Raw genomic sequence first — 24,344 nt, 5'->3', positions numbered from 1 at the left:
TTGGATTATTATTTCTGAAGTTTCGCATTTTGCGCTTTTAAGTCAGCTAGTTTCGATTCTAAAAATGTAATTACTTCTTCCGTTTTATGACTTACATTTGATAATAAATCATCTAAAGTTCCATCAAGATTTTGCGTTGCACTTGAAAATTTTTCACGAAGAACTTCAGAACTTGCATCTATAGAATCCTTCAAATTATGCTTTGCATCATCTAAACCTTCTTTCAATTTAGCACGCGTTTTTGATCCTTTATCTGGAGCAAATAAAATCCCGATCGCTGCTCCTGCCGCCGCACCTGCTAAGATGGCTGCAATAGTATTTAAGTTCTTTGACATAATATTAAAATTTAAATGATTAATAAAGGTAGTCTTTTTTTGATTTATAAAATATTGATAAATTGATATTTACAAAAATTTAATAATACAATTAATACACATAGGCAACAGCTTCATATTTACCATCTGGTTTTTCAATAATGCTCACAAAAGGATAACCGTTTAAAGCTGACTTACCTTTGATTCTTAAAGCTGTTTGGTTTTGATTTGCAATTGGCGATTCGCCTTTTGTTCTTGTCGAAACACCGCTAAAAGTTGCCGCTTGTTTTAAACCAATTGTCTTTTCTTGAGGCAAAACGGTTACCATTTTGTAATCATCTTTAGAATCAACTATTACCTTATCTGAAATTTTTTGCGTTTGTTTTGTTTGTTTATTGGTAATTTGAGAAACGGCATATTTGCTAATTTTAATTTCTTCAGCACTTTCATTCAGCGAATAATAAATCAAATCATTTTCACTTTTAATAAAATTAACTTCCAGCTGTTCTCCATTATGTTTTGTAATTTGATGCGTCTGAGAAATTGCAATATTGGCAAATAAAATAGATAGCGTAAAATATAGGATCTTCATAAAATATAATTTAGGGGATTACTCATTTCTGTCAAATGAAATTCAAAATTCAAAATAATCTATTAAACCAATTTCATGAAATTTAAAATTATGAAATGCTTTAGAAAAATATTTTTACGCTCGAAATATTACCAAAACAAAACCACAATTAGAATTGATCATAAAATCAATTTTTAGAATCTGTACTTAGAATAATTCTAAAATCAAAAAATATATATTTTTTAACTTTTACAATAATCCGATTAGATTCTTAAGCATCATTTTGAAATTCTAACATTTCAGATTGACCTTGATAAAAATACCAACTTTATAAACAATTGTATGTTAATAACCCGTTAAACTACGAAAAGCAACGTATAAACTTAAATAAAGCTTAAAAATCAACAATTATTCAAAAGATGAGTTAAGAGATAGAAGAAGTAAAAAATTGGCTTAAAAACGATTTATGAAAGCTGATTTTAATCTATTTATCTTATAAAATTTATATTTTTAATAGATTTTATATATAATAATAAATACCAATTAAAATTTAATTTTAAATAATTAAATATAATAATTAGTACGATTTAAAAACTGGGTTATTTTAGCTTAATTTTCTGCTTTTTAAAATCAATTTTTAAGTCTAATTATAAATTCAATGTTATAAACAATTTATTGTTAATAAGCTCTCAGACGCTGTAAAACAAGAGCTAAAACTAAAATTAAGCGCTCTGTTTAATGATTTTTTAAAAGATGATTAATGAGTCGGAAGAAGTAAAATCATAGTTTAAAAACGATTTATGAAAGTCGTTTTTTATCTAAAAATTTTATAATTTTATTAATTTCAATAGAAAATATTAATAATAAAAAAAGCGCTTATAAAAAGCGCTTTATCATAGATTCTATTTATTTTACTTCTTTACCATTTCTGATAAAATTTCAATTTCTCTCTCCGAAGTATTTTTGGGAGGATTTGAATATAATTTTAAAATTTCATCATCAAACTGATTTTTGAAACTTGCTTCTTCAATATCTCTCAAATTTAATAATGCTTTAGATCGAACATAAGTTGATTCACTTTTTAAAGACATTGAATATAATTTCTTAATATCTTCTTGTTCAAAATCTGTCGATTTCCAGCTGCCATATTTCAAAATAAATTGAGCAAACAACAACGAAGCCTTATTATTATTGATATTCTTCTTTAAAGAATTCTGTAAAAGTGAAAAACTAGTAACATTTTTGATGTTCTCCCCTATTGCGCTTTCAATTGCAATACGTTCTGGTTTGCTTTCAACTTTAAAATATTTGTTGATTTCTTTTAAAGAATTATTAATGCTGTTTTCTTCTTTTTTACCTTTTTCTTCCCAGGCATCTTTAAGTCCAACAGTTTTGTTAAACACTAATTTTGAAGTAGTTGAGTCTTTATCAACAGTGAAATAACCTAAACGTTGAAACTGAAATTTATCCTCATTTTGAGCTGTTGATAAACTTGGTTCAACATATCCAGTTACAATTTCTAATGAATTTGGATTCACAAAATCTAAGAAATTTTTCTCTTTATAACTGTCTGGAGCTTCGTCTGTAAACAAACGATCGTATAAACGAACTTCTGCTTCAAGCGCATGTTGAATAGAAACCCAATGTAATGTTCCAGATACTTTCCTTTGGCTTGCTTCTGTCCCGCTTCCGCTTAAAGAATCAGTATCATATGTTACATGAATTTCTGTGATATTTCCTTCTGCATCTTTTATAACAGATTCACCTTTAATGATATAAGCATTTTTTAGACGAACTTCTTTTCCTAATGTCAAACGGAAAAATTTAGCTGGAGCTTCTTCTAAAAAGTCTTCTCTTTCGATGTATAATTCACGAGAAAAAGGTACTTTTCTGAAACCTGCATTTTCATCTTCCTGATTATTTTCAGCTTCTAACCACTCTTCTTTACCTTCTGGATAATTGGTAATTACCAGTTTTACTGGATCTAAAACAGCCATTACACGAGGTGCAATTTTGTTCAAATCTTCACGAATACAGAATTCTAAGACCGATACATTGATTAAATTATCACGTTTTGCAATACCAATTGTGTTGGCAAAATTACGTAACGAAGTAGCGGTATAACCACGTCTTCTTAACCCAGAAATTGTTGACATTCTAGGATCATCCCAACCGTTAACATGCTTTTCTTTAACTAGTTGCTGTAATTTTCTCTTACTAACAACAGTATGTGATAAGTTACGTCTTGCAAATTCTCTTTGCTTCGGACGCAGTTTATTTTCGTCTAAAATCTGGTCTAAAAACCAATCGTATAATTCACGGTGAGGCAAGAATTCAAGTGTACAAAATGAGTGTGAGATTTCTTCTAAATAATCACTTTGTCCGTGTGCCCAATCGTACATTGGATAAATTTTCCAGGCATCTCCAGTTCTATGATGATGCTTGTGTAAAATTCTGTACATGATAGGATCACGCATCAACATATTGGTTGATTTCATGTCTATTTTTGCACGAAGAATATGTGTACCAGCCTCAAATTCACCGTTTTTCATTCTTTCGAATAAATCTAAATTTTCTTCAACAGAACGATTTCTGTACGGACTATCTGTACCTACAGTTGATGGCGTTCCTTTTTGAATGGCCATATCTTCAGAAGACTGGCTGTCAACATAGGCTTTATCTTTTTTAATTAATAAAACAGCCCAATCATACAATTGTTGAAAGTAATCAGATGCATAACGTTCTTCTGCCCAGATATAACCAAGCCATTCCACATCTTTTTTAATGGCGTCAACAAATTCCTGCTCTTCTTTTTCTGGATTTGTATCGTCAAAACGTAAATTTACAGGTGACTGATAATCAATACCTAAACCAAAATTTAAAGCAATAGAACTAGCGTGTCCAATGTGTAAATAACCGTTTGGTTCTGGTGGAAAACGAAAATGAAGTTTAGTTTGCGAAAGACCTGATTTCAAATCTTCCTCTATGATTTGTTCAATAAAATTGAGTGATTTCTCTTCTGATGCCATTATTTTATAGTAATTTTAGCAAAGATAAAAAAAAGGTTTCAGGTTTCAGGTTTAAAGTTATTTAACTAGCATAAAACCTGAAACTTTAAACGTGAAACAATACAAAAATGGGAGTTATAAAACTAAAAAACATTCGCACTTTTTCATACCATGGATGTTTAATTGAAGAAGGAAAAATAGGATCTGACTATACTGTTGATCTGAAAATTACAACCAATTTACAAAAATCAGCACAAACAGATCATCTTTCAGACACGGTTGATTACGTACATTTAAACAAAATTGTTACTGAAGAAATGGCAATTCGCTCGCATTTATTAGAGCATGTAGCAAAAAGAATCAATATTCGTGTATTAGCTGAAATTGAAACCATACAAAAAACAACAGTTTGGGTTTCTAAAATAAATCCGCCTATTGGTGGTGATGTTGAATCAGTTACTATAAAAATGACTGAAATTAGAAAATAAGTATTCGCAATAAAAACGTAATTTTTTAAAATACTTTACATTAAGCTTTTGAATTTTAAAGATTTTAGTTACTTTTGCCGTCCGTTCAACTACGGCGTCGTGGCCGAGCGGCTAGGCTGGGCTCTGCAAAAGCTCCTACTCCGGTTCGAATCCGGACGATGCCTCTAAAACCTTCAAGGAAACTTGGAGGTTTTTTTTATGTATAATTTTTGTAAAAAATTAGATAAAGATGTAGGTTCGAATCCAGACGATGCCTCAAAAAGAGATACAGAAATGTGTCTCTTTTTTTTGTGCTCATTTTTTCGCAATCTTTTCATTTCGACCGATGGGAGAAATCGCACTCGTATATCGACAAAGATTGGCTATCATAGCTACGGAATTACTTGTGCGATTTCTCCCTTCGGTCGAAATGACAAACTTTGTGTAAATAACTTAGTAAGATTGCTTCGTTCCTCGCAATGACTTATAACCATAAAAAAACCTCTGAAATTCAGAGGCTTAATTTATATTTTTGAGTTATTAACTACTTCTTTTCAATTTTTTCAAAAGCATTTCTAACCATTTCTTTTTCTTTTGGAAACCAGCCTTGCGTTATTAATACAAATCCAAAAACCATCAAAACAATACTAATTCCTTTTTTGATTTTAAGGATATTTGTTGGTGTCATTTTAGATTTTAATTGTTTGGCCAATAATATTTTAAGGCAATCAACTATTAAATAAGTAATAATTACTGAGGCAAAAAAAGTAATCATTCTTGAGTTTTGCATTTCTAATTTTGGTCCTACAGAAATGATAACTGCCAGCCAAAAACCTAGAACTCCAATGTTGATAACGTTCAATAAAAATCCTTTTATAAACAAACTGCCGTAGTTTCTTTTGATGATATCACGATCTATTTCTTCGTCATCAATTTTTTCGTCATTTCGTAATCTTATGAAAGAAATAATGCCATAAGCCAGCATAATTATGCCACCAAAAATAAACAGCGCCGGTTTATCTTTTAAACTCTGAATTAATCTGTAACTTCCTAAATAAGCAATTGCTATAAAAAAAACATCACCTAATACTACACCAAAATCAAAGACAATTGCAGCTCTGAATCCTTTTGTAATACTGGTTTCTAGTAATATAAAAAATACTGGACCCACCATAAAACTTAAGAAAAGTCCCCATGGCAGTCCAGCCAAAATATCATTTATCATTCAAATACAATTTGTTATTTTACTTCTTCGATTTTACCTCCAAAAACTGTTTTTTGATTAATTTGTTTAGGTTTTCCATAAATGTAAATAGAGCCTCCTGCGCTTACTTTGGCATCTACAAGGGTAGAAGCATTTACATCTGCTTTTCCTCCCGCAGAAACGCTGACAGTAGTTTGAGAAGTACTTAATTTACTTGCTAAAAGATATCCTCCTGCACCAAGACTTGCATCTTGATTATCTGCTTTACCAGTTAAAGTAATTTCTCCGCCAGAAACTGAGCTTACTTTTAGTTTATTAACATCTAAATCAACGTTAATTTTTCCGCCTTCTTGGGCACTTACTTTAAAAGCAGTTGCTTTAATCGCTTCTGTACTTGAAACATATGCACCTTCATTTACATCTATCAGCTCAATATGTTTGTAATATACGGTAATATCAAGATCATCTCCAGATAATAATTTTGGAAAAGGCATTCTTAATTTTAATAAACCCTGTTTGTTGACAACTTCAACTTCTGATTCTCTTGCTCCTTTAATAACAATTTTATTTTCAGACGACTGAACTAGTTTTACACTTAATTTATCGAATACTTTTACCGAATCAAAATCTCCTAAATCTTTGGTAACCTGACCAAAAGAAAACTGTGCAAATAAAATTACAGCTCCTATAATTAACTTTTTCATACTTTTATTTTTTTTAAATTAAACCTATTCTGCTCGTCGTAAAAAATGAAAATCAAGTTGTTTTTTAACTAAATCTGCATTTTTTACTTTAACATAAATTTCATCTCCTAATTGTAAAATACTATTTGAAGTTGCTCCAACCAAAGCATATTGCTTTTCATCGAAAGTATAGTAATCATCTTTTATTTCTCTGATTCTTACCATTCCTTCGCATTTGTTAGAAACAATTTCGACATAAATTCCCCATTCTGTAACTCCTGAAATAACTCCCAAAAATTCTTCATCCTGATGATCCTGCATGTATTTAACCTGCATGTATTTAATACTGTCACGTTCAGCGTTTGTCGCTAAACTTTCCATATTCGAACAATGCAGACATTTTGTTTCGTACATTTCTTCATTTACAGAAGCTCCTCCATCTAAATAATATTGCAGCAAACGGTGTACCATAACGTCTGGATAACGACGAATTGGCGATGTAAAATGGCTGTAATAATCAAAAGCTAAACCATAATGTCCAATATTTTCTGTCGAGTATTTGGCCTTGCTCATACTTCTAATCGCAAGAGTATCAATTAAGTTTTGTTCCTTTTTACCGTTAACTTCTTCCATCAAAGCATTCAGTGATTTCGAAATATCGCCTTTGTTACGGAAATCTATTTTATAACCAAATTTAGCAATTACGGTTTGCATCGCAATTAATTTGTCTTCGTTTGGTTCATCGTGAATTCTGTAAACAAATGTTTTCTTTTGTTTTCCAATATATTCAGCTACTTTTCTGTTGGCTAAAAGCATGAATTCTTCAATCAAATGATTCGCATCTTTTGAAACTTTAAAATAAACTCCTTCCGGTTCTCCTTCAGCATCCAAATTAAATTTCACTTCTACTTTATCAAAAGAAATAGCGCCATTCTGCATTCTTTTCTTTCTTAAAATCTTCGCTAATTCATCTAATTTTAAAGTAGCTTCTGTAATTTCATCTGAAACTACATAAGATTCTCCGGTAATTGAAACATCAACAGGAATTGTATTGTCTTTTGTTTCAATGATATATTGTGCTTCTTCATAAGCAAAACGCTGATCTGAATAAATTACGGTTCTTCCAAACCATTGGTTGATAACTTGTGCGGTTGGAGAAACTTCAAATATGGCAGAGAACGTATATTTCTCTTCATTTGGACGCAATGAACAGGCAAAATTAGATAAAACTTCTGGAAGCATTGGCACTACTCTATCAACCAAATAAACCGAAGTTGCACGTTGATAAGCTTCATCATCCAGGATTGTTCCTTCTTCTAAATAATACGAAACATCGGCAATGTGAATTCCAATTTCGAAGTTTCCATTTTCTAACTTTTTGAAGGACAAGGCATCATCAAAATCTTTGGCATCTTTTGGATCTATCGTAAACGTAAGCGTATCACGCATATCACGGCGTTTTGCAATCTCAGATTCCTGAATCGAAGTATCTATTTTTTGTGCAAATACCTCTACTTCTACCGGAAAATCTGCCGGTAAACCATATTCAGCTAAAATGGCGTGAATCTCAGTATTGTGTTCTCCAGGTTTTCCTAAAACTTTAATTACAGATCCAAACGGACTGTCAGCTCTTTTTGGCCAGTCTTCAATCGTAACCAAAACAACATCACCATTCTCTGCTTCTCCAATTTTATCTTTCGGAATAAAAATATCCGTATACATTTTAGGATTCGCAGTAGAAACAAAAGCAAAATTTGCCTGAATGTCAATAACTCCAACAAATTCTGTTTTATTTCTTTCTATAACTTCAATTACTTCACCTTCAGGTCTTTTTCCTTTTCTTCGGTTATAAACGTAAACTTTTACTTTGTCTTTGTCTAACGCACGATTCAAATTATTCGTCGGAATAAAAACATCTTCAGTAAAATCAGGACAAATAAAATAGGCCGTCTTTCTGCTGGTCATATCTATTGTTCCTTCGTAATAATCCTGGCTTTCAGCTTTTACTAAATATTTGCCAGGTTCTGTCTCTATAATCTTCTTTGAAGCAGCCAGAATTTTTAAATCTTTTATAATCTGATTTCTGCTTTTCGTATCATCAAGTTCTAACTTTGCTCCTATCTGCTTATAATTGAATGATTTATTAGGGCTTTGCGATAAAATTTTTACTATCTTACTAGAGAAATCTTTCTCATTATTTATCGGCTTTCTAATTTTCTTACTCATATATCTTTTCTTAAAGGTTTAAAATTACAAATAAGATATCAGATAATAGATTTTAACAATTAGAATTATTAAAAATATAACTTTTCGTACATTTACAAAAAGACTCTATATGGAAAGCTTTAAAACCATTGCAGTATTCAATTATACGCACGAAACCGTCGTTCTGAAACACTTATTAGAGCAAGAAGAGATTCCGTATTTTTTTGAAAATGAAATAACGCTTTCTGTTGCTCCAATGTATTCGGCGGCCTTGGGTGGCATCAAACTCAAAGTTCACCCAAACGATTTCGAAGAAGTACAGCAAATTTTAGACAGTCTAAACAATCCACTCAAAATCGTTTAAATCGTTTCTTTTTTCTTCTCAAAAATTTTTTTTTCCTTTTTCAACTTTCAAAGTTGTCAACATATATTAAATACAACAAAAAAGAAATTTTAAATTTAATTAATTTTTGATGGTTATTATAGCTTGTTAATATGTCGAATAATTTTATTTTTAAATGTATTGAAATGAAGTTTTGCTTAGTTATATAGAGTTATCAACATACTTATATTTAGTTAAAGGATTAATTTTTAAGCCTTTTTCATTTTTAATTAACAACGGTTGACAACCAAATTTGAGTTCATTTTGTAGATAAGTTCATATCTAGATTTTTGTTGAAAATGACATTTTTGATATTGATAACTTTTCTAAAAATTCATGAAAGTTTATTAGGTTTTTTCATTCCAGTTTTGGATTAGGTTTTTTTTCGACACAACCAAAAAAAACTTCTAATTTTCTATCCGAACTTATCAACAAATAATGTTAATTTAAAGTTAACTGAATATCAACGAATTAGCATTTGGTATTAACATTCTAAAATTTTAACAAAATCCATGCTTATTATTTATTGATTATGAGATACTTATAGAGTTATTGATAATGTTAATAAGTGTCAATGATTTGATAGTAAGACTATTGTGAAATATGATTTTTTTCCCACCAATTCCCTATATCTTCTAATTTTAATTTGAATATAAAATGTGTTTTTAAATGTTTACAAAGAAAACAATTAGTACATATTCGTGAAATTCTTAGCGAACTTTTTTATAATTAATGTGTGGCTGCAAATTTCTTTGGTTAAATTTGCAAAACACAACTTAATAGTATTAAAAATGAAAATTTCGATAGGAAACGACCACGCAGGACCGGATTATAAAAAAGCAATTGTTGCAATGCTTAAAGCAAAAGGATATGAAGTAACCAATTACGGAACAGATTCTGAAGATTCTGTTGATTATCCTGATTTTGGACATCCAGTTGCGAATGATGTGTCTGAGGGAAAAGCTGATTTTGGAATTGTCATCTGCGGAAGCGGCAACGGAATTGCCATGACTGTAAACAAACACCCAAAAGTTAGAGCTGGCTTATGCTGGACTAAAGAAATTGCATATTTAACACGCCTGCATAACGATGCGAATATTGTGAGTATTCCGGCGCGCTTCACTTCTATTCCGCAAGCGGTAGAAATTGTTGAAACGTTTTTAACTACTGCATTTGAAGGCGGAAGACACCAAAATAGAGTGAATAAAATTGCTTGTTCGTAAAGAGTAAAAAAAATCGGGTGCTTCGCACCTAAGAAATAGTAAACCGGGCGGATTTTTTAATTCATCCGGTTTTTTGTTTAATAATCTTAAAGTCAGTTGCTTAATAAAAAATTAAAATACCTCTTAGGAGTTATTAACATTGTGAATATCTATATTTTATCCGTTAATTTAAGATAAATCAAAACGGCCTGAATCAAAAGAATTATTATGAATTTGATGATAAAGGAAGTCTTGCTCGTTTTATGCCTAAACAAAAACATTGCTGTTAATAAGCCTATTGTGCCGCCAATTGCTTCCAGAAAAAACAATGTATTCTCAGGAATTCTCCGCTTATTTTTTCGGGCTTGATATTTATCGTATCCAGCAAGAACGAATAGGATGATATTTATAAATAAAAAATAAAATAATAAAACTTTCATTGGCTTAAAATTGAAACAAAGATATTATTTTAGCCGAATGATTAATGAATTTGTTTCTATATTTTAACAAGTAAATTATATCATTTTATAACAAGAATTTATTTCATTAAAAGTATGACTAATATTCAATTCATTGCCAAGTCTGTTCAAACAGCAGCGATCAACATTCAAAACACGGTTAAATTATTAGAAGAAGATTGTACGATTCCGTTTATCTCTCGTTACCGAAAAGATACAACCGGAAATCTTGACGAAGTTCAAATCGAGCAGATTGCAAAACTTCAAAAAGAATACGAAACACTTGTAAAACGTAAAGAAGCAGTTCTTAAATCTATTGAAGAGCAAAAAGCACTTACTCCAGATTTGAAGCAGAAAATCGAACAAAGTTTTGATTTGCAGGAAATTGAAGATTTTTACCTTCCATACAAAAAGAAGAAAAAAACAAAAGCAGATGTCGCGCGCGAATTTGGTTTAGAGCCTTTAGCAAAAATCATTATGTCTGAAAATGATGTTGATGTCGATTTTATTTCGACACAATACATTAATGAAAATGTTATAAATGAAGAAGCAGCAATTCAAGGTGCCAGAGATATTATTGCCGAATGGATTAACGAGAATATTTACGTTCGTAAACAATTGCGCCGCTTATTTAATAGGAAAGCGACAATTGGAACTAAAGTAGTAAAAAAGAAAAGCGAAGAAGAAGGCGCACAAAAATTCAGTCAATATTTTGATTGGGAAGAACCTTTGACAAAAGCACCCTCACATCGATTATTAGCCATGCTTCGTGCAGAAAACGAAGGTTATGTAAAGTTGAAAGTTGATGTTGATATTGATGAAGCATACGATATTATTGATGAAATAATTATTAAAAAACAAAACAGCACGACGGCTCATTTGCAATTAGCAATCGAAGACAGTTATAAAAGATTATTGAATCCAGCGATTGGAAATGAAACTTTGCAGGAAGCAAAAGCAAAAGCCGATGCTAATTCAATTCAGGTTTTTGCTAACAATTTGGGACAGTTATTACTGGCTCCGCCTTTGGGCGAAAAAAGAATCTTGGCAATTGACCCAGGATTTAGAAGTGGCTGTAAAGTAGTTTGCTTGGATGAAAAAGGCGATTTGTTATACAACGAAACGATTTATCCACATGCGCCTCAAAATGAAGAAGCAATGGCGATTAAAAAAATCCGTTCGATGGTAAATGCTTATCAAATTGATGCTATTTCTATCGGTAACGGAACAGCTTCGCGCGAAACTGAATTTTTCATAAAAAAAATTGCGTTCGACAAACCGCTGCAAGTTTTTATCGTTTCTGAGGCCGGAGCCTCTGTTTATTCGGCTTCAAAAATTGCGCGAGAAGAATTTCCAAATTATGATGTAACCGTTCGTGGATCAGTTTCGATCGGAAGACGACTTTCAGATCCATTGGCAGAATTGGTAAAAATTGACCCAAAAGCAATTGGAGTAGGACAATACCAGCACGATGTTGACCAGACTAAACTAAAAGAAGAATTGGATAACACCGTAATTCGCTGCGTAAACTCGGTTGGAATTAACATCAACACCGCAAGTAAACATTTACTGAGTTATGTGAGTGGAATAGGAGAGAAGCTGGCTGAAAATATTGTACAATACCGTTCAGAAAACGGTCCGTTTGAGGACAGAAAACAGCTGAAAAAAGTGCCTCGCCTAGGCGAGAAAGCGTATCAGCAAGGCGCGGCATTTATCAGAATTTCGAATGCAAAAAATCCGCTGGATAATTCGGCAGTGCATCCAGAGGCTTATCCGGTTGTAGAGAAGATGGCGAAAGATTTGAAACTTTCAGTAAACGACTTAATTGCGAACAAAGAGAAAACAGCGCTTATTAAGGCAGAAAATTATATTACACCTGAAATTGGTTTGCTTACGCTGAAAGACATCATAAAAGAGCTTGAAAAACCCGGATTAGACCCAAGAAAGTCGGCAAAGGTTTTTGAGTTTGATGCAAACGTAAAATCGATCAAAGATTTGAAAACCGGAATGATATTGCCTGGAATTGTGAATAACATTACCAACTTTGGCTGTTTTGTTGATATCGGAATCAAAGAAAGCGGATTGGTTCATATTTCGCAATTGAAAGCTGGTTTTGTCAGCGATGTAAACGAAGTGGTTAAATTACACCAACATGTTGATGTTAAGGTTACAGAAGTCGATGAAGATAGAAAGAGAATTCAGTTGACTATGGTTTTGTAGAAAATCCTAATTTTTAAATTCCAAATTCCAACTTTGGAATTAAACATAAAAAAAACTCCCAAACGAAAATAGTAGTTTGGGAGTTTTTATTTTTAGGATTATTTCAAAATCACCTTTTTGGTGACGCTTTTAAAATCATCATTGGCTATTTTTATAAAATAAATTCCTGGAGCATAATGAGCTAAATTTATTTCTGTAGTTTCTGAAGTTGTTTTTTGTTGAAGGATAACATTTCCTAAGATAGAAATTACTGAAATAGTTGATTGCTGAGGTGCGTTAACTGTAATTCGATCAGCACTCGGATTTGGAAAAAGCGTAACAGTAGATTTTTCAATATTAAAATGATCATTAGACAGATTGGCATTTAATGGTAAATAGAAATTACCTGTTAACAAAAAGGAGTATAATGTTTTTAGGGTATGATTAAAATAACTGTTTGGTTCGTTTAAGTTTTTTAAATCAAGGTAAGAAGCATCTAAATGTGTTTGATTTTCTCCTCCCATAGCGGCGCAGGCAAACGCGCCTACAAAAGTAGCATTGTGCCATTGTCCGCTTAAAGATCCGTCCTGATTGTAACCGTCTTTTATATTTAAAGATCCGCCTAGATTGACACGCACAAAATCCGAAGATTTTTTAGAATACGTTTTTGCATCTGCAGTCCCGTACCATAAATAATCTACCGCAATGCGCCAAGGAGTTCTTGCAGCGTCGTACGAATAGGTTTTTCCTCCTTTATTATAACCGCCTGCTTGCGAAGAATAAGCTCCTGAAGCTTCACACCAGTCTGAAACTAAACCACCCACAGCATTGTTTACAGTAAGATTGTTGTTTATAATCGTATAGGATTTTGCAGCAACTGAATTCCAAAAAGCGGTGTCATTTGTAAAAGTTCCGAATACTCTGTAATAAGCAGGCGAAAAATAAGATGGATTGGTAATTTGGCTTCCGCCGAATTGATCTCCAGGCTTTAGAACAAATGTATTAGCCTCTATTTCGTGCGCCTTAATTGCAGCGATTAAAGTATTGGCATCATTTTTATAATTAATAGTTCCGGCACTTGCCCATTGAAAATCGGCAACGATAAGTGCAAAAGCAACATCTAGTTCGGCATCAGTTGCACCATTTGCGCCATTAATTCCTGAACAGCCGTTGATTTTCCAATTCATAACACCATTTGCATTCACATTGTCTTTGTAGTAAAGCCAAAGACCATCAAAAAGAGTTTTGTCGGCAGCATAAACCGCTAGAAGCATTCCGTATCCAATTCCTTCAGAGACGGTTTGATTTGGGTCATCAAACTTAACTCGGAATCGGCCATTGCTGCAGGCTTCTACAAAATTGGTTTTCCAAAGGTCGTAGTTGTTTTTGGCATCCTGGCTGTTTTTAGAACTAGCCATCAAGCCATTGGCAAAGGAAATATTTGCCGGAAAGGGTTGCTTTTGTGCGTTACTTTTGAGGCACAAAAAGGCAACAGTAATCAGAAGTAGGTTTTTCATAATTATTGTTAATTGATTTAGGGACTCTAAAAGTAGGTTATTTTACACAAATAAAAAAAAAACCCAAACTGCATTTGCAGTTTGGGGTTAATAATAAGGTTATAAATACTTATTTAATTTCTTCCTCTTCTTTTTTAACAGGAGGTACAGGTGCAGTTTGATCGTCTTTAGCAGCGTTCTTGAATTCTTTGATTCCGCTTCCTAAACCTTTCATTAATTCTGGAATTTTTTTACCTCCAAAAAGTAATATCACAATACCTACTATTACGAGGATTTCTGTAAGACCTAATCTTCCCATGGTTGTATATTTAATGCCGAAGCAAATTGTTTTTCTAATTTTAAGCAAAGGTATATAGAAATATACGAACAAAAAGTGTTTTTGGATTAAAATATTTGATTCTGGTCACGTTAAATATTTTATAAAATCGTAAATTAAGCGGATTGGTTAAAATTTATCGAGCATCAACAAGACGATTAATTATTATATTTGCTCGTATAAAGAACCAAAATGGCCAAGAAAAAACATGATTTCAGAAAAAAATTATTCAACAAAAACCGGCTGGTAATTTTGAATGAAAATACTTTTGAAGAAATTTTCTCGTTCAAACTCAACCTTATGAATGTTTTTGTTGTCTTTTCTTTAGGCGGGATCTTCTTAATTTTAATCACCACTTTTATTATTGCTTTTACGCCTTTGCGAGAATTTATTCCGGGATATTCTTCTTCTGAATTGAAAAAAAATGCAACCAAACTAGCCATAAAATCAGATTCGCTAGAAACAGCCTTAAAGAAAAACGAAGCGTATATTCATGGCATTCAGAAGGTCTTGAGAGGCGAACTGGATTACGCAAAATTTAATAAAGATTCTATTTTAGCAGATACAGAAGAGCATTCAGACTTAAAAATGAACGCTTCTGAAGAAGAAATTAAATTAAGAGAAGAAGTTGGAAAAATGGAGAAGGAGCCGGGCGAAAAAGTGCCAAGTAAAAACAAAACCAACAAAAAATAATACCACAGCAAATGTCGATTAAATCTGTAGCTGCAAAATTATTTGCCAGCAAAATATATTACAAAACGCTTGCCTGGTCGAATAAACCAGTTGAAACTCAGCAAAAAGTTTTTAAGAGTTTAATAAAAAGCGCAAAAGAAACTCAGTTTGGTGCAGATCATCATTTTAGTAAAATAAAAAATGTTGAAGATTTTCAAAAAAATGTTCCGGTAAGAGATTATGAGGATTTAAAACATTACATCGAAAAAGTGGTCAAAGGTGAAGAAAACATTCTATGGAAAGGGAAACCGCTTTATTTTGCAAAGACTTCAGGCACAACTTCGGGGGCAAAATTTATTCCGCTGACTAAAGAATCAATGCCACATCATATAGAAGCCGCGCGAAATGCGATTTTACATTATATTCATGAAACTGGTAATGCCGATTTTGTTGACGGAAAAATGATTTTTTTGCAAGGCAGCCCTATTCTGACTGAAAAATACGGAATTAAATTTGGACGACTTTCTGGAATCGTAGCGCATTTTGTACCTAAATATTTGCAGCGAAACAGAATGCCATCTTGGGAAACCAATTGTATTGATGATTGGGAAACTAAAGTTGATGCCATTGTCGACGAAACGATAAAAGAAGACATGTCTGTTATTTCTGGAATTCCGTCTTGGGTTCAGATGTATTTTGAACGTTTGCAGCAAAAAAGCGACGGAAAAAAGATTGGCGAAATATTCAAAAACTTTAATTTGTTTATTTACGGAGGTGTTAATTACGAGCCTTACCGCGCTAAGTTCGAAAACATGATTGGCAGAAAAGTAGACAGCATAGAATTGTTTCCGGCTTCTGAAGGTTTTTTTGCATATCAGTCCCGAAATTTTGGGATCAAAAATGAAGAAGGAATGCTGCTGTTATTGAATTCGGGTATTTTCTACGAGTTTATAAAAGCAGATGAATTTTTTGAAAAAAAACCAAAAGTGCTGACCATTGGAGAAGTAGAAATAGGTGTAAATTATGTTTTAATTATTTCTACAAATGCTGGGCTTTGGCGTTATAATATTGGAGACACGGTTCAGTTTACAACTTTATTTCCGCATCGTGTTATCGTTTCTGGCCGAATCAAACATTTTATTTCTGCTTTTGGAGAACACGTTATTGCAAACGAAGTCGAAAAAGCACTGAAAGAAGCAACTCAGGGAACCAAAATTGTAATAAACGAATTTACTGTAGCACCACAAATAAATCCGTCAAGCGGATTGCCGTATCACGAATGGTTTGTAGAATTTGAAAATGAACCTGAAAATTTCGACGCTTTCGCGGAAGCGATTGACGACTCAATGCGAAAGCAAAACATTTATTACGACGATTTAATAACAGGAAATGTTTTGAGAAAAGTAGTAGTAACCAAAGTTTCTAAAAATGGATTTCAAGAGTATATGAAATCGCAGGGAAAACTGGGCGGACAAAATAAAATTCCGAGATTATCGAATGATAGGAAAATTGCGGATAATTTGAAGTAAGAAAAAGAAGAGAATATGAATTATTCAAATTGTCAATCCTAATTTGAAATAAACGTTATAATTAAATCACATTTTTAGTTTTCGATTGAAATAATAGTAATATTTCCTAATTTCGTTTAATTAAAACACTTAGATTATCTTCTCGACAAGAAGATTTTTAAAATAAAAATACATGAAAGAAACCAAACATATATCAAGATCTAGAGCACAGGAATCATCTGCAGCGATAGAAAGAATGTACATTACAATGCGCCACTTATTCAACCGCGGTTTTTATAAGCCAATGGGTGTTTCGGGCGATGGCTTAAGAGAATCATTATTGGCATTGCGCCCAGAAATCTACGGAAATATAGGAGAAGAAAAAGTAGAATTAAACGGACTTTTGTATGTTATAGAAAGACTTCCGATAGGAATCGAACAATGCCGTTTTATCAATTTAACTTCAGACGAAGGTTATTCTAAATCGCATTTTCAGGCAATTGTTCCTCCAAAAAGAAGAAGAAATTGTTACCGAATTGACGAAGAACAAATGAATGTCGAAATCACGCGCGGGCGATCTGACATTTACGATATTCTGACGCATTTGACTTTTATTTTCATCGAATCCCATAAAATTAAAAATAGAGTTTTACTAGACGACGGAGGCGAAGTTTCGCGTGACTGGCTTAAATTAGAACAAGCTGTAATGCAGACGAAAAAATTGTCTTTAATAGAAAAAGAAAAAGCAATTTCGCACGTTGCCAATATCTTAGCAAGAACTTTTGAAGAGGTTTTAGATATTTACGACGCTTTTGGATCTGAAAATGCACCAGACCGTTTCCTGCATGTTATTTATTGGTTAGGAAAACTAGCCATCGAAGAAGTGATTGAAAACAATAAAAGAACAATAACATTCAGTCCCGTTTTAAGAGAACGTTTAGGACACCATATTCACGGTGAAATTTGGGCAACAAATATCAAGGAAGTTTTAAAAGCTAATGATCTTTTAAAGCGGCCAATTCATGTTATTAGTGCGAACATGCACAGTGTCATGAATTCGATTTTTGCTACTCCTTTATTAACATCAAAATTCAAAGGCAAATCAGATTTCTTTATTTATGAAGAATTAAGCAAATCTGGCGCAAAAGACACCAGAGCTGTTGTTGAAGAAGTGGCGTTGAAAAACGGAATGATTTCAATATTAGATACATCAGGAACAAACATCGATGTTCAGATTTTTGATACTGCAAAAATTGACTGGACAAAAACCGCATTCCCAAAAGCAGCACTTGACGAGAACAAACCTGTTATTATCGTAATGGATTATGCCTTTGGAGAACAAGCATACGAAACAATCGACGAGCTTTTAAAACCATATAAAAAAGAAACTTTATTGAATGTTCAATCTGTCTCTATAATGGGTAAGGCGGGAATTTTAGAAGGCGGAAAAGGCGATATTATGATTCCGTCGGCACATATAAATGAAGGAACTGCAGATAATTATTTCTTCGAAAATGAACTTACAGGCGCTATGTTTGAAGGAAACGACATTGCCGTTTTTGAAGGCGCAATGGTTACTGTTTTAGGAACTTCTTTGCAAAACAGAGATTTGCTGAAATTCTTTCACGAATCGACTTGGGGCGTAATTGGTCTTGAAATGGAAGGTTCTTATTATCAAAAAGCGATTCAATCGGCATCAAAAATTAGAAAAAGCGTACCGCATGATATTAAAGTTCGTTATGCATATTATGCTTCAGATAATCCTCTTGAAACCGGAAGTACATTAGCTTCTGGCGGATTAGGAACAACTGGCGTAAAACCAACGTATTTGATTACCATTAAAATTTTAGAACAAATTTTCAACGTAAAATAACCAATAAATGAGTACAAAAGTACCCCATAACAACTCCGATCAGGAAATTGATATTTTTCAGCTTTCAAGAAGTATTGGTAATTTTTTCGAGCGCGTTAGCAGATCTGTTTTTCGAGCAATTCAGTTTTTTATTCGAAACTGGATTATCGCGCTGATTCTAGTTGTTTTAGGGTTTAGTTTAGGCTGGTATTTAGATTCGAATAAAAAATCATTTCAGAATCAAGTTATTGTAACGCCAAATTTTGAAAGTGTTGATTATTTATACGCCAAAATCGATTTGATACAATCTAAAATTGTTTCTGGAGACACGGCTTTTCTTAAAAATGTAGTTGGAATTTCGCATCCAAAAACAATCAGAAAAATCGAAATCAAGCCAATTCCTGACGTTTATAAATTTATCGAAGACAAAGAACAAAACTTCGAACTCATAAAAATAATGGCAGAGGTTGGCGAGGTAAAAAAGGTTTTAGAAGATAATGTTACAAGCAAAAACTATACTTTTCATACCATCTCTTTTATTTCAAATCAGCTAGCAAACGAAAAAGAAGTTGTTGATCCGCTGTTGAAATTCTTAAACAATTCGACCTATTATGCTGAAATTCAAAAAATTGGATATAAAAATTTAGAACGCGAAATTGCACAAAACGACACGATAATTGCTCAGATTGATAATGTTTTGAATGGCTTTTCGAATACAGTAAAAAACGGTTCTAAAAACGAAAAACTGGTTTATTACAATGAAAATCTGCAACTGAACGACATTATAAAAACCAAACAAAAACTGGTTCTTGAACAAGGAAAAAACCGAATTAAATTAATCACTTTTGGTAAGACGATCAAAGAGATTAATTCGACGCTTAACATAAATGAAAACAAAACTGTAAACGGAAATTTCAAAATTTGGCTGCCGCTTTTCTTTATTTTGATTTTTATTTTGACTTATCTTTTCAAGAAATTTTATCGCAAACAACTTGCAATTTCAAATGCAAATCAACTTTAAAAACAATTGAAAACCATTCTTATTTTCAAAAGATTTTCTCAAAATCCGTTTTTAAGACAAAGTTTTAACACCTTGTTTTTAAGAATTTTAGGAGTTCTTTTGTTATTTGGTTTTACAGTTTTTCTAACAAAATCATATAGTCCAAAATTGGTTGGGCAATATGATTTTGTTCGTTCTTTTCTTCTCTCCATCGGAAGCATTTGCCTGCTGGGTTTTGATCAGTCTATTTTATATTTTAAAGGAAAACTGGCAAGTCAGGGTGCGCTGGAAGAATTGAAAAATATATATATCAAAATGCTGGGAATGCTTTTTTTTACTTCCGTTTTAGCATTGCTGATTATTGCCCTTTTAAGCAAAGAATTAATTAACAATTATTTTGCGGATCAGCAGGTATATTCGATTTTATTAAAAGGCGCCGCAACCTTGTTTTTCTACGGAATTTCGACTTTAAATACAGAAATTTTCAGAGCTTTAGATAAATTATATGTTGCCGAATTGTTTCGGAATATCTTGAAATATATTCCTTTAATTATAGGCTCAATTTTGCTTTTTTATTGGCACGAAGAAACCTATTTGGTGGATGTTTTTTTACTCGGATTTGTTTTTCTTTCGGTTATAAGTTCCGTTTTTGTTTTTCTTTATTTTAATAAAACAGAAACCGTGAATAAACTTGAAAAATTTTCTCATAAAGAAGTTTTTTTAAAATCATATCCAATTGCGATAAGCGGTATGGCGATGTTTTTATTGATGAGTTTCGATATTATGTTTTTGAAAAAATACCGGAATGATGAAACAGTTGCCTTTTATTCTGTCGGCGTTAAAGTGATGACGATTGTTTCAGTTATTATTTTGACCATAAATATTACAGTTTCGGCTAAAATTGCGGAGTATTTTTCAAGTCATAATAAAACAGAATTAGTTAAGATGCTTAGAAATAGCGCGCGATTAATCTTCGGAATAACATTTCCTGTAATTTTATTAATCAGTTTTTCTTCTGAACATGTTTTATCTTTTTTCGGACATCAATATATAGTCGCAAAACAAGCTTTTTTAATTTTGATAATTGGCCAGGGAGTTTGTTCTGCATTTGGTTCAGCGCCCGTTTATTTGAATATGACTGGAAGACAGCATATTTTTCAGGTTATTTTAATGGTGGCTGTTTTGCTTAATTTTGTTTTAAACCGATTTTTAATTCCAGAATACGGAATGATCGGAGCGGCGATTGCGTTTGTTTCGAGTTCGCTTTTTTGGAATATAGTTGCCGCTATTGTTATTTATCAAAAAGACCGAATCAAAATTTTTTTACATTAAGAATCAATTTAAAATGCAAAACAAGATTAAAAAAAGTACAGCAGCATTTTGGCTTATTGCCTCAGCCAATTTGGTTGTAGCATTTGCTGCTTATTTTGTTTTGCCTCCCAAGTTTTTTTACGACGCTGCAATTATAGCGTATGATAAAGGAAATGAAATAGGTTATTTTGGAAGTTATCCGCTTACGATTTTATTGTATAAAATTTCAGGTTTGCGTTATTTGCCTTTTCCGGTAATTGCCTTAATACAATTTCCGATTTTGATGTTTGTTTTATATAAAATCGGAATTCCAGATAACTTCGAAAAAATAAATATCAAGAACATTCTGGTTTATATGGGTATTTTGATGATAGCTATTTTTATGTCAATGCCTTCAAAAGAGTTTATTACGTTTTTGTATGTATCTCCAATTGTTTTCTTGTGCCTAAACGATCAAATTTCACTAAAGAAAACAATTGTATACGTTGTTCTTTTATTGTTGATTTTTGGCGCGTTTTATCGCCCGTATTATGCTTTGATTCCAATTATTGGCGGCGGCATGTACTTGGTAAGCCGGGTAACTTTTAAAAACAAAACCGTAACCACCATTTTTTATGGTTTATTAATTGCTGTTTTTTTATCTTTCAGTCACGGAATTATAAAAGGGAAATACCTTTCAGAAATTAGCCGAGAAGTGGTAAACAGCGACAGAGTGGGTTCTGCAGATGCCAATTCGATAATTATTTCGCCCGTAAAAACAGATACTTGGTACGGAGAAATTGTAGGTATTTTTTATGGATTTTTCACCGTTAATGTTCCGGTAAACGGATTAAAACATATCTTTTCTCCTCAAATCATTACCTTTATAATCTGGCAGCTTTTCTTGTTTTATATTTTGCTGGTTCGTTTTTCAAAATGTTTAAAAGAAAGAAAAAGATATCCAAAAGAACTTTTAATTTTACTGATTATCTTTTCGTTTTTTATTGTACAAGGCGTTTTTGAACCCGATTTAGGAACCGCCGTTCGTCATAAAATTGGTATTTTTCCATTAATTTATTTTGCGTTATACTATGAATATTTCCGAAAAGAACTTCAATAAAATATTCAATGTTTTCTTGTGTGTGATTGCGATTGCAATGATTTTTAGAAAACCGTGTTCGCTTTTTATTATTTTGTTTGGGGTTTTTAGCTTGATTTTCTTCAAAAAACTAAAATTTAATAAAACTTCATTCATTTTAATTGTTTGTATTGCCTCACCAATTTTGTTGGAATTATTGCTTTTTTGGAATAACGATTCGTTCTCAAAAGGACTAAAAGCAATAGAAAAAAGTATCTCTTTATTATTATTTCCCATTTTTATTATTGGGAATTATCAGCGTGTAAATTTTTTGAAAACGGCTCAGATTTATTACATCGTAACAACTATTATAATGTTGTTTTTCTTGATTCGATTTAATGTTGTTTATCCGGAGTTAAGTGCAAAATATTTTAACGGAATTGATTTGTTCGAAATAGGATATAAGTTTGCAGACAGCATTGGTATTCATGCTCCGGCGTTAAACATGCATTTGGCATTTGTTTCTGTCTGTGCGCTGTATTTTGTTTTTTACAGCTTTCATAACAATGAAAAAACGGCAATTAAAATGTTGCGTTTTGTCATTTTTCTTTTGTCATTTTTCTTTGTTCTTTTCGTAAATACACGAATGGCTTTAATGAATGTCTTGGCAGGATTTATAATTGTTTTCTTTTTTGAATTTAAAACAAAATTCAACTTAAAAAAGATGGCAATAGCAAGTGTAACGGTACTAATGTTATTAAGTGGTATTTTGTTTTTCTATGTAAAGGAAAATCCATACATGAAAGAAAAATATTCGACGGCGACTTTTGCTTATATGGATAAAGTTGGAAAACTAGATGAAATTGATCATCCTGAAATTAAAGTTTACAATTCACTGGTAACGCGAGTTTCAATCTGGAAATCAGCTTGGGAATTATCAGTTAAAAATCTTCCTTTTGGAGTTGGTGCATCTGATGGAAAACCAGAATTAAACAAATATTACAAGCAGACCAATCAAAAATTTTTAGCAAAATACGAATTTCCGACACACAATCAGTTTCTCGATTTTTTATTAAAGTTTGGAATTCTGGGACCAATTGTAGCGTTGCTTTACATGTTAACTATTGGCTATCTGGGCTATGATCTCAAAAATGCGATTATACTTTCGTTCTTTCTGATCTTTTTCACGTCAAATTTAACCGATGATTTTTTGCTTCGTTTCGACGGAATTGCCTTTAGCGGTTTGTGGTCATCGATTTTTGCAAGCTATTGGCTTCAGCAAAAAACTACTTCTGGTAAAGTTCCAGAAGCTGTTTAAAATTTTTGTTTTTATCGAATAAATCTTCGCATCTTTTTAAAGCATTTTTACCAAAAGAAATTCGGTTTTTCTCATCGCTTAAAACTTTAAAATAGTCATTTAATTTCTCAATTTCATCAAATAAAAATCCGGTTTGATTGTGAACGACGACATCTTTATTGCCAATAATATTAGTTGCAATTATAGGCTTTTCTAAAACCATTGCTTCTAAAACGGCAATTGGCAAACCTTCCCAAAGAGAAGTCTGCAGGTAAATATCAATCGAATTCAAATTTTTAAAAACAGTATTTTTATCTAAGATCCAGCCCGTAACCTTAATATTAGGGGCTGTAATTAAAGGATTTAATTCGCCATCGCCAATCCAAAGAAAATTATAATCAGGAAATCGTAATGCAATTTCGTTAAACAATTTAGGATTTCTTGCAGCTGTAATTCTGCCCACAATTCCGATAGTCAATTTTGTATTTTGATGAGGTAAAAAATGTCTTCTAATTTCACTAATATCAACTCCATTTCGAATTAATTTTGAAGGTCCTATTTTTTGCGCGATTTCAAATTCGGTATCGCCACAGGCAACGATTGTTCCTCCAAAAAAACGTTGAAAATTTTTTTCGATTCCCGCATATAATTTTTTTGAAGAGTTAGAAATATCAGTTCTTAGAAAAGCATAACCGTGCGGCGTGTAAAAAATTTTCTTTTTTCTGAATAGAAAAAAATATGCGATTCGGCCTAAAACTCCAGCTTTAGATGAATGAAGATGAATAACATCTGGATTGATTTTTTTGAGTTCTTTTCTCAATTTCAAAATCGATTTTAAATCTTGAAAAGGAGCAATTTCGCGAACCATACTAATATGAACCAAAGGAACGTTTGGAGAAAAATCAGCTTTTATTTGTGTCGGGTTCACGCCATTTCTGTGACCACTATAAATAATAGCAGTTGCTGCAGTTTTGGCAATTTCTTCATTCCCAAAGAAATTAGACAAATCTTTAAAATAAGTATAAACGCCGCCCTCAAGTGCTTCAACAACATGTACAACTCTCAAAACAAATAAAATTTAGTTTTGTAAAAGTAGAATAAACCAATTGATAATAAATTAA

The 24,344-nt window shown here is 32.2% G+C and carries 21 protein-coding genes and 1 tRNA gene; 12 read left to right on the top strand and 10 right to left on the bottom strand.

The features are described from left to right. Positions 1 to 8: 8 nt before the first annotated feature. The 3 genes from IR010_RS07845 to IR010_RS07835 form a co-directional block, all read right to left on the bottom strand. Positions 9 to 335, bottom strand: a complete 327-nt coding sequence (locus IR010_RS07845) for a YtxH domain-containing protein (RefSeq protein ID WP_029271335.1) — start codon at positions 333 to 335, stop codon at positions 9 to 11. A gap of 91 nt (positions 336 to 426) precedes the next feature. Then, positions 427 to 906: a hypothetical protein gene (locus IR010_RS07840; RefSeq protein WP_194567570.1), complete on the bottom strand. Its 480-nt coding sequence runs from the start codon at positions 904 to 906 to the stop codon at positions 427 to 429. Between the two features lie 890 nt (positions 907 to 1,796). Further along, positions 1,797 to 3,914 (bottom strand): glutamine--tRNA ligase/YqeY domain fusion protein, encoded by a 2,118-nt coding sequence (locus tag IR010_RS07835; RefSeq protein WP_194602925.1) that lies wholly within the window; start codon positions 3,912 to 3,914, stop codon positions 1,797 to 1,799. A 107-nt stretch (positions 3,915 to 4,021) separates the two neighbouring features. Between IR010_RS07835 and folB the strand changes: the two genes are divergently transcribed. Next, entirely contained in the window at positions 4,022 to 4,381 is a 360-nt protein-coding gene (gene folB / locus IR010_RS07830) for a dihydroneopterin aldolase (protein ID WP_029271340.1), read from the top strand. A gap of 93 nt (positions 4,382 to 4,474) precedes the next feature. Continuing rightward, a tRNA-Cys gene (locus tag IR010_RS07825) sits at positions 4,475 to 4,545 on the top strand. Between the two features lie 359 nt (positions 4,546 to 4,904). Here IR010_RS07825 and IR010_RS07820 read toward each other — a convergent pair. Genes IR010_RS07820 through rnr form a run of 3 tightly spaced genes read right to left on the bottom strand, consistent with a single transcriptional unit; the run spans position 4,905 to position 8,473 of the window. Further along, positions 4,905 to 5,585: a LysE family translocator gene (locus IR010_RS07820; RefSeq protein WP_029271341.1), complete on the bottom strand. Its 681-nt coding sequence runs from the start codon at positions 5,583 to 5,585 to the stop codon at positions 4,905 to 4,907. A gap of 14 nt (positions 5,586 to 5,599) precedes the next feature. Beyond that, complete coding sequence (locus IR010_RS07815) at positions 5,600 to 6,268, bottom strand: head GIN domain-containing protein (protein WP_194602922.1); 669 nt, start codon at positions 6,266 to 6,268, stop codon at positions 5,600 to 5,602. A gap of 24 nt (positions 6,269 to 6,292) precedes the next feature. Continuing rightward, positions 6,293 to 8,473 carry a ribonuclease R gene (gene rnr, locus IR010_RS07810; protein ID WP_029271347.1) on the bottom strand — a complete coding sequence of 727 codons (2,181 nt, stop codon included), beginning with the start codon at positions 8,471 to 8,473 and terminating at the stop codon, positions 6,293 to 6,295. 109 nt (positions 8,474 to 8,582) lie between these two features. On the opposite strand from rnr, the gene IR010_RS07805 reads away from it, so the two are divergent. After that, the gene (locus IR010_RS07805; protein ID WP_029271348.1) at positions 8,583 to 8,816 is read left to right on the top strand and encodes a DUF2007 domain-containing protein; all 234 of its coding nucleotides are present in this window, start codon (positions 8,583 to 8,585) and stop codon (positions 8,814 to 8,816) included. Between the two features lie 809 nt (positions 8,817 to 9,625). After that, on the top strand, positions 9,626 to 10,057 hold the full coding sequence (gene rpiB, locus IR010_RS07800) for a ribose 5-phosphate isomerase B (protein WP_029271350.1): 432 nt from the start codon (positions 9,626 to 9,628) through the stop codon (positions 10,055 to 10,057). Positions 10,058 to 10,206: 149 nt separating this feature from the next. On the opposite strand, the gene IR010_RS07795 is transcribed toward rpiB, so the two are convergent. Then, the gene (locus IR010_RS07795) at positions 10,207 to 10,476 is read right to left on the bottom strand and encodes a DUF1294 domain-containing protein (protein ID WP_029271351.1); all 270 of its coding nucleotides are present in this window, start codon (positions 10,474 to 10,476) and stop codon (positions 10,207 to 10,209) included. A 114-nt stretch (positions 10,477 to 10,590) separates the two neighbouring features. Between IR010_RS07795 and IR010_RS07790 the strand changes: the two genes are divergently transcribed. Continuing rightward, on the top strand, positions 10,591 to 12,714 hold the full coding sequence (locus tag IR010_RS07790; RefSeq protein ID WP_194567576.1) for a Tex family protein: 2,124 nt from the start codon (positions 10,591 to 10,593) through the stop codon (positions 12,712 to 12,714). 98 nt (positions 12,715 to 12,812) lie between these two features. On the opposite strand, the gene IR010_RS07785 is transcribed toward IR010_RS07790, so the two are convergent. Together IR010_RS07785 and IR010_RS07780 are read right to left on the bottom strand one after the other, a co-directional pair. Then, positions 12,813 to 14,210 (bottom strand): glycosyl hydrolase family 8, encoded by a 1,398-nt coding sequence (locus IR010_RS07785; protein ID WP_194567578.1) that lies wholly within the window; start codon positions 14,208 to 14,210, stop codon positions 12,813 to 12,815. Between the two features lie 109 nt (positions 14,211 to 14,319). Then, complete coding sequence (locus IR010_RS07780) at positions 14,320 to 14,508, bottom strand: twin-arginine translocase TatA/TatE family subunit (RefSeq protein WP_029271357.1); 189 nt, start codon at positions 14,506 to 14,508, stop codon at positions 14,320 to 14,322. A gap of 210 nt (positions 14,509 to 14,718) precedes the next feature. On the opposite strand from IR010_RS07780, the gene IR010_RS07775 reads away from it, so the two are divergent. From IR010_RS07775 to IR010_RS07745, 7 genes are all read left to right on the top strand, one after another. After that, on the top strand, positions 14,719 to 15,219 hold the full coding sequence (locus IR010_RS07775; RefSeq protein WP_194602919.1) for a peptidase: 501 nt from the start codon (positions 14,719 to 14,721) through the stop codon (positions 15,217 to 15,219). 11 nt (positions 15,220 to 15,230) lie between these two features. Beyond that, entirely contained in the window at positions 15,231 to 16,727 is a 1,497-nt protein-coding gene (locus tag IR010_RS07770) for a GH3 auxin-responsive promoter family protein (protein WP_194602916.1), read from the top strand. Positions 16,728 to 16,899: 172 nt separating this feature from the next. Further along, on the top strand, positions 16,900 to 18,579 hold the full coding sequence (locus IR010_RS07765; protein WP_029271362.1) for a DUF6909 family protein: 1,680 nt from the start codon (positions 16,900 to 16,902) through the stop codon (positions 18,577 to 18,579). Positions 18,580 to 18,586: 7 nt separating this feature from the next. Further along, positions 18,587 to 19,579: a hypothetical protein gene (locus IR010_RS07760; protein ID WP_194602913.1), complete on the top strand. Its 993-nt coding sequence runs from the start codon at positions 18,587 to 18,589 to the stop codon at positions 19,577 to 19,579. A 6-nt stretch (positions 19,580 to 19,585) separates the two neighbouring features. Next, positions 19,586 to 20,890 (top strand): MATE family efflux transporter, encoded by a 1,305-nt coding sequence (locus IR010_RS07755; protein ID WP_228515124.1) that lies wholly within the window; start codon positions 19,586 to 19,588, stop codon positions 20,888 to 20,890. 13 nt (positions 20,891 to 20,903) lie between these two features. Then, positions 20,904 to 21,968: a hypothetical protein gene (locus IR010_RS07750; RefSeq protein WP_194567586.1), complete on the top strand. Its 1,065-nt coding sequence runs from the start codon at positions 20,904 to 20,906 to the stop codon at positions 21,966 to 21,968. Then, entirely contained in the window at positions 21,940 to 23,244 is a 1,305-nt protein-coding gene (locus IR010_RS07745; RefSeq protein WP_194602910.1) for an O-antigen ligase family protein, read from the top strand. Before IR010_RS07750 ends, IR010_RS07745 begins: the two co-directional genes overlap by 29 nt. Here the strand turns inward: IR010_RS07745 and IR010_RS07740 are convergent. After that, entirely contained in the window at positions 23,213 to 24,289 is a 1,077-nt protein-coding gene (locus IR010_RS07740; RefSeq protein WP_194602907.1) for a glycosyltransferase, read from the bottom strand. The two genes, IR010_RS07745 and IR010_RS07740, sit on opposite strands and share 32 nt — an antisense overlap. Between the last annotated feature and the right edge of the window lie 55 nt (positions 24,290 to 24,344).

It is taken from the genome of Flavobacterium sp. MR2016-29, from assembly GCF_015350695.1.
In the GTDB taxonomy this organism is placed as follows: domain Bacteria; phylum Bacteroidota; class Bacteroidia; order Flavobacteriales; family Flavobacteriaceae; genus Flavobacterium.
The sequence above is the reverse complement of the archived record's forward strand: the minus strand, read 5'-3'. Positions and strand labels throughout refer to the sequence as shown.

Excerpts from the sequence above, each read along its gene's own strand:
- IR010_RS07845 (WP_029271335.1), bottom strand. The coding sequence starts at position 335 with ATGTCAAAGAACTTAAATACTATTGCAGCCATCTTAGCAGGTGCGGCG.
- IR010_RS07840 (WP_194567570.1), bottom strand. The coding sequence starts at position 906 with ATGAAGATCCTATATTTTACGCTATCTATTTTATTTGCCAATATTGCA.
- IR010_RS07835 (WP_194602925.1), bottom strand. The coding sequence starts at position 3,914 with ATGGCATCAGAAGAGAAATCACTCAATTTTATTGAACAAATCATAGAG.
- folB (WP_029271340.1), top strand. The coding sequence starts at position 4,022 with ATGGGAGTTATAAAACTAAAAAACATTCGCACTTTTTCATACCATGGA.
- IR010_RS07820 (WP_029271341.1), bottom strand. The coding sequence starts at position 5,585 with ATGATAAATGATATTTTGGCTGGACTGCCATGGGGACTTTTCTTAAGT.
- IR010_RS07815 (WP_194602922.1), bottom strand. The coding sequence starts at position 6,268 with ATGAAAAAGTTAATTATAGGAGCTGTAATTTTATTTGCACAGTTTTCT.
- rnr (WP_029271347.1), bottom strand. The coding sequence starts at position 8,473 with ATGAGTAAGAAAATTAGAAAGCCGATAAATAATGAGAAAGATTTCTCT.
- IR010_RS07805 (WP_029271348.1), top strand. The coding sequence starts at position 8,583 with ATGGAAAGCTTTAAAACCATTGCAGTATTCAATTATACGCACGAAACC.
- rpiB (WP_029271350.1), top strand. The coding sequence starts at position 9,626 with ATGAAAATTTCGATAGGAAACGACCACGCAGGACCGGATTATAAAAAA.
- IR010_RS07795 (WP_029271351.1), bottom strand. The coding sequence starts at position 10,476 with ATGAAAGTTTTATTATTTTATTTTTTATTTATAAATATCATCCTATTC.
- IR010_RS07790 (WP_194567576.1), top strand. The coding sequence starts at position 10,591 with ATGACTAATATTCAATTCATTGCCAAGTCTGTTCAAACAGCAGCGATC.
- IR010_RS07785 (WP_194567578.1), bottom strand. The coding sequence starts at position 14,210 with ATGAAAAACCTACTTCTGATTACTGTTGCCTTTTTGTGCCTCAAAAGT.
- IR010_RS07780 (WP_029271357.1), bottom strand. The coding sequence starts at position 14,508 with ATGGGAAGATTAGGTCTTACAGAAATCCTCGTAATAGTAGGTATTGTG.
- IR010_RS07775 (WP_194602919.1), top strand. The coding sequence starts at position 14,719 with ATGGCCAAGAAAAAACATGATTTCAGAAAAAAATTATTCAACAAAAAC.
- IR010_RS07770 (WP_194602916.1), top strand. The coding sequence starts at position 15,231 with ATGTCGATTAAATCTGTAGCTGCAAAATTATTTGCCAGCAAAATATAT.
- IR010_RS07765 (WP_029271362.1), top strand. The coding sequence starts at position 16,900 with ATGAAAGAAACCAAACATATATCAAGATCTAGAGCACAGGAATCATCT.
- IR010_RS07760 (WP_194602913.1), top strand. The coding sequence starts at position 18,587 with ATGAGTACAAAAGTACCCCATAACAACTCCGATCAGGAAATTGATATT.
- IR010_RS07750 (WP_194567586.1), top strand. The coding sequence starts at position 20,904 with ATGCAAAACAAGATTAAAAAAAGTACAGCAGCATTTTGGCTTATTGCC.
- IR010_RS07745 (WP_194602910.1), top strand. The coding sequence starts at position 21,940 with ATGAATATTTCCGAAAAGAACTTCAATAAAATATTCAATGTTTTCTTG.